Raw genomic sequence first — 8,173 nt, forward strand, 5'->3', positions numbered from 1 at the left:
GGCAGGTCAGCGCTCGGGGACGGGCTCCGGCTCTGGTTCCGTTGCCGGTTCTGTTGTCGGCTCAGGCTCCCAGACGGTGTCGGCGGAGCGGTTCGCCCACGCCTCCAGTTGGGCAACGAACCGCGCCGCGTGGACGGGCCAGTGGTACCGCGCGCGGGCCGCGTCGTACCCGCGCTTGCCCATCTCCGTCCGCCGGTCGGGGTCGTCGCGGAGCCGCAGGACGGCCTTGGCGGCGGCCTGCGGGTCGCCGAACGGCACGACCAGCCCGCAGCCGGCCGGGTCGACGATGTCGACCGCCGGCGGGTTCGGCGTGGTGACCACCGGGATGCCGCGCGCCATGTACTCGACGACCTTGGTCGGCATCGAGTGCCGGTAGTTGGGCTCGTCGTGCAGCAGCGCCAGCCCGGCCATCGCGCCCTCGGCGATGCGCAGCGCCCGGTCGTTCGGCACGAACCCGTACCAGCGCACGAGGCCCTCCCGCTGCGCCTCCCGCAGCGCGCCGCGCACGTCGGCGTCGGCCGCGCCGATCAGCTCCACCAGGATGCCCTCGGGAGCCAGCGCGCGGGCCATCTCGATCATGTCGAGCGCGCCGCGCGCCCGCGACAGCTGCCCGACGTAGACGGCGCGGCGGCCGTCCGGCGGGCCGGGCGGCGTGTCGGAGACGTAGGTGGTGTTGGGCACGACCGGGTGGTCACCGCGGAACCGGGACCGGTAGCCCTCCTCGGCGAGCAGCAGCCGGTGCCGCCGCTCGCTGCGCCGCTCCAGCCGGTGGACGGCCGGCCGCAGCACCGGGCGCGCCGGCGCGGGCAGCCAGCCCTTGGCCGCCAGCGCGGCGGCGGTGTCCTCGTGGACGTCCCACACGACCGTCCGCGCGCGGACCTCGCGGGGCAGGGACACCAGCAGCTCGGGATCGTGCAGCAGGACCACGTCCGCGTACCGGGCGTGCTCGACGAGCGCCCGGTGGGCGGCGCGCAGCGCCCGCAGCCGGCGCCGGCCGACGGCGCGCGGGATGTCCACCGGGCTGATCTGGCGCCACGGGACCGCATTGCATGCCCGGAATGGGGCGATATATGTGACCTCATGGCCGGCCTCGAGGAGCGCGCGAATCTGCCGATGCAGAATGCGTGCGTCCTCGGGATGGTGAACCACCGTGCAGACACAGACCCGCATCACATTCACTCCGTAACGCGCCGATTAGTCATCTCACCCAGACCCTGACCCACCAGGGCAAATAAGGGATGAATTCCCACCGACCGCGGCATGTCCGCTCCCCGGCGCCTCGTTGACCTGCGGCGTGTTGTTGTTATGAGCGGCCGCATAACAACAACACGCCGCAGGTCAACGGGTTTCAGAGGAGTTCGACGGTCTCGCGCTGCGCGTCGCGGGTGCGGCCCCGGGTGTCGAAGAGGAGGCGCGCGTGCCTCGTTAGCGTCCCGGCGTCGTAGGCGGCGTGGTCGGCGAGGACGATCGCCAGGTCCGCCTCCCGCAGCGCGGCCGCCAGATCGCCGCCCGCGTGCGGGACCTGCGCCCCGTCGACGTCCCAGGACGAGACGAACGGGTCATGGAACACCAGGTCCGCGCCGAGCCGGGCCAGCCGCCGCGCGACCGGGCGTGCCGGGGATTCGCGCTGGTCGGCGATGTCGGCCTTGTAGGTGACGCCGAGGAGGAGGACTTTGGCGCCTTTGAGTGCGCGTCCTTCGCGGTTGAGGAGTTGCTGGGCGCGTTCGGCGACGTAGCGGGGCATGCGGTCGTTGATCTCTTGGGCCAGTTCCACGAAGCGGAACGGGTAGCCCAGCGACCTGACCTTGTACGACAGGTAGTTGGGGTCGATCGGGATGCAGTGGCCGCCGACGCCGGGGCCGGGCCGGAACGCCTGGAACCCGAACGGCTTGGTGGCGGCGCAGTCGATGGCGTCCCACAGGTCGATGCCGAGTTCGTTGCAGAACACCGCCATCTCGTTGACCAGGGCGATGTTGACGTGCCGGTAGGTGTTCTCCAGCAGCTTGGCCATCTCGGCCTCGCGGGTGCCCTTGGCCTCCACGACCCGGTCGACGAACTTGCCGTAGAACGCCGACGCCGCCGACGCGCACGCCGGGGTCAGCCCCCCGACGATCTTCGGGGTGTTGCGCACCCCGTAGACCGGGTTCCCCGGGTCGATCCGCTCCGGGGAGAACGCCAGGTGGAACTCCTCGCCCGCGACCAGCCCGGACGTCTCCAGGATCGGCCGGACGACCTCCTCGGTGGTGCCGGGATAGGTGGTCGACTCCAGCACCACCAGCATGCCCGGCTGAAGGTGCCGGGCGACCGTCTCGGCCGCGCCGCGCACGGCGGTGAGATCCGGGCCGCCCTCGGGCGACAGCGGCGTCGGCACGCAGATGACCACGGTGCGGGCGCCGTCCAGGACGTCCTCGCGCAGGCTCGGGGTGAACCCGGCCTCCAGCATCTGCTCGATCTCGGCGGGCGAGACGTCGTCGACGTGCGACAGCCCGGCCTTGAGCGCGGCGACCACGCGCGCGTCCCGGTCGAGCCCGCCGGCCCGCAGGCCGGCCCGGCAGGCTTCGCGGACGAGCGGCAGTCCCACGTAGCCGAGTCCGATGACAACGAGATCCATGCGCCCCGGCTCCCTTCGATCTAGGTGAGTCGGTAGGCCGCCCGGTATCGCTCGGCGACGGCGCGCCAGGTGCGTTCCGCCGCGACCCATTCCCGGGCCGACCGCCCGATTTTCTGTCTCCGTTCGGGAGCGTAAGCCAGATCTTCGAGACAATTCGCCCATGCTTCCGGGTCTTCCGGAACTGTTAACGCGCCCGTCACGCCCGGTTCCACGATTTCCCGAAGTGCTCTGACATCACTGGCCATAACGGGGATTCCCCCCGCCATCGCCTCGATCGGCTTCAGGGGCGTCACCAATTGGCACACCCGGTCCGCCCGGCGCGGAACCGCGAACACATCGAGGACGGCGTGGTATCGGCGAACGGACTCCATCGGCACCCGCCCGGTGAACACGGCGTGAACGCCGTGCCCGGCGGCGCGCCGTTCGAGCGCGCCGCGCTCCGGGCCGTCCCCGACCAGCAGCAGGGTGACGGGCGTGCCGCGGTCGCGGAGCAGGGCGGCGGCGTCGATCAGCGTGTCGATGCCCTCGTAGCCGTAGAAGGACGACGTGAGGCCCGCGACGGTCGCGTCCTCCGGGATCCCGAGCTCCGCGCGCAGGCCGCCCGCGTCGGGGAGGGGCTCCAGGAACGCCCCGTCCACGCCGTTCGGGACGGTGAAGATCTTCTCCTCGGGGATGCCGCGCGACGCGATCTCCGCCCGCATCGCCTCGCCGAGCGTGACGACCGCGTCGGCCTCGGCCATCCGGCGCGTCTCCAGTTCGCGGGTCAGCCGGTAGAAGCCGTCGGTCTCGCTGTGGGCGGGGTCGCGGGAGAGCCAGGAGTCCTCCAGGAAGCCGCGCACCTCGTAGACGACGCGGATGCCGTGGCGGCGCCCCAGTTCGAGCGCGACGGCCGCGTTGCGGTGGTCGCTGACCGCGTGCAGGACGGACGGCCGCAGCTCCTCGACCAGCCGTCCGGCCAGGTCGGCGCCCTTCTCGACGGCCTTGACGGTGTCGGCGGGAGGCAGCCAGGGGAGGAGCCGGTGGTACGGGACGCCGTCGACGTCCACCCGTGCCCGCGCGTCGCCGATGCCCTGGCTGAGCGGGTAGCCGAGCCGGGTGACCACGTGGGTGTCGAGGCCCATCTGCCGCTGGGCGAGCGCGATCCGGTGCGTCCGGACGGTGTAGCCGGCGTTCGTGCGGGGCAGCGCGTTCGTCACGAACTGCAGGACGGTGCCGCCGGGCCTGGGCGCGCCGCGCCGTGCCGGGGAGGGGCCGCGGGCCAGCAGGGCGCGCAGATCCTCGGTCTCGCGGCGGACGTCCCGGGGCTTGGGAACGGTCAGCGGGGAATACCGCAGCCGGGCGCCGAACGGGGTGCGTGCGACCAGCCGCGCCGCCAGCCGCGAGGCCCGTCCGGGATCGTCGCGCAGCTGCCGATAGGCGAGTCCGGCCAGGTAGACGGACTTCTTGACCACGGGTTTCTTGACCACGGGGCCGGACGCTAAGCGACCCCGATGAACAGAAGGGAAATTGTGTTGGCACCCATCGTGCACGTCCTCGGGGCGCGGCCGAACTTCGTCAAGGCCGCCCCGGTGATCGCCGCGCTGCGGGCCGCCGGCGCCGAACAGGCCGTGGTCCACACCGGCCAGCACTACGACGCGCGGATGTCGGAGGTCTTCTTCGACGAGCTGGGCCTTCCCGAGCCCGACGTCAATCTCGGCGTCGGCTCCGGCGGGCACGCCCAGCAGACCGCCGCGCTGCTGATCGGGCTGGAGGCGGAGTTCACGAGCCGTTCACCCGCACTGGTCATCGTGTACGGCGACGTGAACTCGACCATCGCCGCCGCGCTCGTCGCGGCCAAGCTGCACATCCCGGTCGCCCATGTGGAGGCCGGGCTGCGCAGCTTCGACATGACCATGCCGGAGGAGGTGAACCGGCGGATCACCGACCAGCTGTCCGCGCTGTGCCTGGTCACGAGCCCGGAGGGGATCGGGCACCTGGCCGCTGAGGGCGTCCCGGTGGCGCGGACCCACCTGGTCGGCAACCCGATGATCGACACGCTGCTGGCGAACCTGGACTCCTTCGACACGGACGCCGTGCGCGCCGCCCACGGGCTGCCGGAGCGGTACGTCCTCGCGACGATGCACCGCCCCGCGAACGTGGACGCGCCGGGCACGGCGACCGCCCTCGTCCGGCACCTGCACGGCGTCGCCGACCTCGCCGACCTGGTCATCCCCGTGCATCCGCGCGGCCGGGCGAACCTGCTCGCCGCCGGGCTGGCCGACCACTCCGGCGTGCACGTCCTGGACCCGCTCGGGTACATCGACTTCATCGCCGCCGTGCGGGGGGCGGCGGCGGTGGTCACGGACTCGGGCGGGCTCCAGGAGGAGACGACGATCCTCGGCGTGCCCTGCCTGACCGTCCGGCCGAACACCGAGCGGCCGATCACCATCACGCACGGCACGAACCGGCTCGTCACGTTCGAGGAGCTGGTGCCCGCAGCGCGCAAGGCCCTGGAGTCGGGCGGATCGGCGTCCGACCGGAGACCGCCGCTGTGGGACGGCCACGCCGGCCCCCGCATCGCCGAAGTGATCATGGAGTTCCTGAGTGAGTGACGCCAAGGACGCCAAGGACGCGAGGGCGTACCAGCAGCTCGGACGCCTCAAGTCGACGCTGCGCGAGCGCGAGGCGCGCCTCGACGAGCTGGAGAAGCGGCTCACCGCGCTGGAGCGGTCGACCGCCGTCCAGTTCGGCCGCCTGGTCGCGGGCGCCGCGCGCAACCCGAAGCGCGGCAAGCGCCTGCCGAGGGAGCTGTACCGGCTGTGGCGCAAGCGGAACGCTCCCGTGCCCTCGGCGGGTTCGTCCGCGAAGGGCGTGGAGGCCGACCGCGTCGACCGTCCCGAGAACCGCCTGCTGGTCGCGGGCCCGTGCGACGGGCTGATCATCGCGGGGGTCCTGGCGCCGTCCACGGCGACGCAGCTCGCGGAGCACGCGAAGGTCGTCCCGCTGTACCCGCACGACGCCGCGACCGTCCTCGGCTCGGCCGACGTCGACATGCTCGTGGTGGACGCGGCGGCCGGCGAACCCGGCTCTCCCTGGGCCTACCTGGGCGTTCCCGGCATGTACGACCGCGATCTCGCGCTGCACGAGCTCCGCGAGATCGCCGCCGCCCGCTCGCTCCCGCTCGTCCTGTGGGGCCGGACGCCGCCCGCGACCCTCGCGTCCCTGCGCTGGGACGCCACCGCCACCGCGCCCGGCCACCTCGTCCGTTGAAAGGAACCACCGTGCGACCACGTGCCCTCGTCTACGGCGATGTCGACCTCAACATGATCGACGGGTCGGCGATCTGGGCCCAGGGCATGGTCCAGGCCCTGGCCCGCGCCGGCTGCGAGGTGACCCTGGTCCTGAAGGCGCCCGTCCGGACCGGGCGGCTCGTCGACCCGCTGCGCGCCCTGCCCGGCGTCACCGTCCGCAGCCCGCACGCCGACGGCCTGTTCGACGCGCCGATGGCGCCCAAGCAGGCCGCCGCGACCCTCGCCGCGATCGACGCCGAGGCCCCGCACGACCTGGTCGTCGTTCGCGGCCGCCGCCTCGCGGGCAAGCTCTCCGCGGGCCCGCTGGCCGGACGGCTCTGGACGTACCTGACCGACGTCCCGCAGTCGGCGGCCGAGTTCGGCGCGTCCGCGAAGGCCGAGCTGCGGCGCATCGCCGACGCCTCCCGCGTGCTGCTCTGCCAGACCGAGGAACTGCGCGGCTTCCTGGAGAGCGCCGTCCCGGCGACGGCCGGCAAGAGCGTCCTGTTCCCGCCGGTCGTCGTGCTCCCCGAGGGCCTGGAGGCCCGTCCCGCCGGCGCCCCCGACGGCCCGCTCCGCCTCGTCTACACGGGCAAGTTCGCGCCGCGCTGGAACACCTACGAGATGACGTCCCTGCCCCGCCTGCTCGCCATGCGCGGCGTGGACGCCGAACTCCACATGGTCGGCGACAAGATCCACGACGACCCCGCCGACCCCGGCTTCGCGACCCGCATGCGGACCGCCCTCGAAACAGGCGAGGGCGTCATCTGGCACGGCGGCCACCCGCGCGCCGAGGCGATGCGCCTCACCGCCGCCGGCGACGTCGGCCTGTCGTGGCGGGACGCGTCCATGGACGCGAGCCTGGAACTGTCCACGAAGGTGCTGGAATGCGGCACGCTGGGCGTCCCGGTCGTCCTGAACCGCACCCCCATGCACGAGAGCCTGCTCGGCGCCGACTACCCGCTCTTCGCCGCCACCGAGGACGACGTCCTGGACGCCCTGACCCTCATCGGCAAGAACCCGGACGTCTACACCCTCGCCGCCGACCGCTGCCGCACGGCCGCCACGTCATTCACCCTCGACGCCGCCGCGGAACGCCTCGGCACGTACCTCTCACAGGCGTTTCCGGAGCCGTCCCAGGCCGTCCTTTCGGTCAAGCAGCGTCCCCTTCGCGTCGGGGTGGCGGGCCACGACCTGAAGTTCTTCACCCGCCTGCTCGACTACCTGCGCTCCCGCTCCGACATGGAGATCCGCGTAGACCACTGGCCGGCACTGAAGGCCCACGACGAGCATCGCAGCCAAGACCTCGTCGACTGGGCGGACGTCGTCATCTGCGAATGGTGCGGCCCGAACGCCCTGTGGTTCGCGGCCCACAAGCGTCCCGACCAGCGCCTAGTGGTCCGCCTGCACCGCTTCGAGCTCTACGCCCCATGGCCGAAGCAACTCGACATCGACGCGGTAGACCAGGTCATCTGCGTAAGCCCGCACTACACCGACCTGACCCGCGAACTGACGGGTTGGCCGTCGTCCAAGGTGGTCACGATCCCGAACTGGGTGGACGACGCCCAACTGGACCGCACCAAACTCCCGGGCGCCGAGCACCATCTGGGCATGATCGGCATAGCCCCCTCACGCAAACGCCTGGACCTGGCCCTGGACGTCCTGGAAGAACTACGCCGAGACGACCCCCGCTTCACCCTCTTCATCAAATCCAAGCTCCCCTGGGAGTACTGGTGGATCTGGCAGAAGGACGAAGAGCGGGCCCACTACGAGAAGACATTCCGCCGCATCCGCCGCTCCAGGCTGCTGTCCGGCGGCGTGGTCTTCGACAACTACGGCCGCGACGTGGCGTCCTGGCTGCGCCGCATCGGCTTCGTCCTCTCCACGAGCGACGACGAGAGCTTCCACCTGGCCCCAGCCGAGGGCATGGCCTCCGGCGCCGTCCCGGCCCTACTCCCATGGCCCGGCGCCGAAACCATCTACGACCCCCGCTGGATCCACGAAACCCCCGCGGCAATGGCCGCCGCGATATCAACCACAGTCACCCAGAATCGCTGGCAAAAAGAAAGCGCCCTGGCAAAGACCCAACTAAAAGCCGCCTACGCCCTCCCCGAAGTCTGCCACCAATGGACAGACCTCCTAGCCAAGTAGGAAGACCGCACAGCCCTAGTGTCGTGAGTCGTTAATTCGTTGGCAGTATGCGGCGAGGGTTTCGAGGATCTCGTCGGCGGTCTTGGTCCACACGAACGGCTTGGGGTTCTTGTTCCATTCGTTGACCCAGCCGCGGACGTCG

General features: G+C 71.7%; 6 protein-coding genes and 1 pseudogene. 3 read left to right on the plus strand and 4 right to left on the minus strand.

What is annotated here, in order from left to right:
* Nucleotides 1-6 precede the first annotated feature (6 nt).
* The 3 genes from ABFX46_RS42210 to ABFX46_RS42220 form a co-directional block, all read right to left on the minus strand.
* Nucleotides 7-1,170: a glycosyltransferase family 4 protein gene (locus ABFX46_RS42210; protein ID WP_346050084.1), complete on the minus strand. Its 1,164-nt coding sequence runs from the start codon at nt 1,168-1,170 to the stop codon at nt 7-9.
* Between the two features lie 178 nt (nt 1,171-1,348).
* A complete protein-coding gene (locus ABFX46_RS42215) occupies nt 1,349-2,611 on the minus strand; it encodes a nucleotide sugar dehydrogenase (protein WP_346050086.1) in 1,263 nt (420 codons plus the stop codon).
* Between the two features lie 20 nt (nt 2,612-2,631).
* Complete coding sequence (locus tag ABFX46_RS42220) at nt 2,632-4,077, minus strand: glycosyltransferase family 4 protein (protein ID WP_346050088.1); 1,446 nt, start codon at nt 4,075-4,077, stop codon at nt 2,632-2,634.
* A gap of 24 nt (nt 4,078-4,101) precedes the next feature.
* Between ABFX46_RS42220 and wecB the strand changes: the two genes are divergently transcribed.
* Genes wecB through ABFX46_RS42235 form a run of 3 tightly spaced genes read left to right on the plus strand, consistent with a single transcriptional unit; the run spans nt 4,102 to nt 8,031 of the window.
* On the plus strand, nt 4,102-5,202 hold the full coding sequence (wecB, locus tag ABFX46_RS42225; RefSeq protein ID WP_428831377.1) for a non-hydrolyzing UDP-N-acetylglucosamine 2-epimerase: 1,101 nt from the start codon (nt 4,102-4,104) through the stop codon (nt 5,200-5,202).
* Nucleotides 5,195-5,860 (plus strand): hypothetical protein, encoded by a 666-nt coding sequence (locus ABFX46_RS42230; RefSeq protein WP_346050090.1) that lies wholly within the window; start codon nt 5,195-5,197, stop codon nt 5,858-5,860. Before wecB ends, ABFX46_RS42230 begins: the two co-directional genes overlap by 8 nt.
* A 53-nt stretch (nt 5,861-5,913) precedes the next feature.
* A complete protein-coding gene (locus ABFX46_RS42235; protein ID WP_346050096.1) occupies nt 5,914-8,031 on the plus strand; it encodes a glycosyltransferase in 2,118 nt (705 codons plus the stop codon).
* A gap of 15 nt (nt 8,032-8,046) precedes the next feature.
* Here the strand turns inward: ABFX46_RS42235 and ABFX46_RS42240 are convergent.
* A pseudogene (locus tag ABFX46_RS42240) lies at nt 8,047-8,173 on the minus strand (IS630 family transposase); the annotation flags it as partial.

The organism is Actinomadura chokoriensis (assembly GCF_039529475.1).
Lineage (GTDB): Bacteria > Actinomycetota > Actinomycetes > Streptosporangiales > Streptosporangiaceae > Spirillospora > Spirillospora bangladeshensis.

Excerpts from the sequence above, each read along its gene's own strand:
- ABFX46_RS42210 (WP_346050084.1), bottom strand. The coding sequence starts at position 1,170 with ATGCGGGTCTGTGTCTGCACGGTGGTTCACCATCCCGAGGACGCACGC.
- ABFX46_RS42215 (WP_346050086.1), bottom strand. The coding sequence starts at position 2,611 with ATGGATCTCGTTGTCATCGGACTCGGCTACGTGGGACTGCCGCTCGTC.
- wecB (WP_428831377.1), top strand. The coding sequence starts at position 4,102 with ATGAACAGAAGGGAAATTGTGTTGGCACCCATCGTGCACGTCCTCGGG.
- ABFX46_RS42235 (WP_346050096.1), top strand. The coding sequence starts at position 5,914 with ATGATCGACGGGTCGGCGATCTGGGCCCAGGGCATGGTCCAGGCCCTG.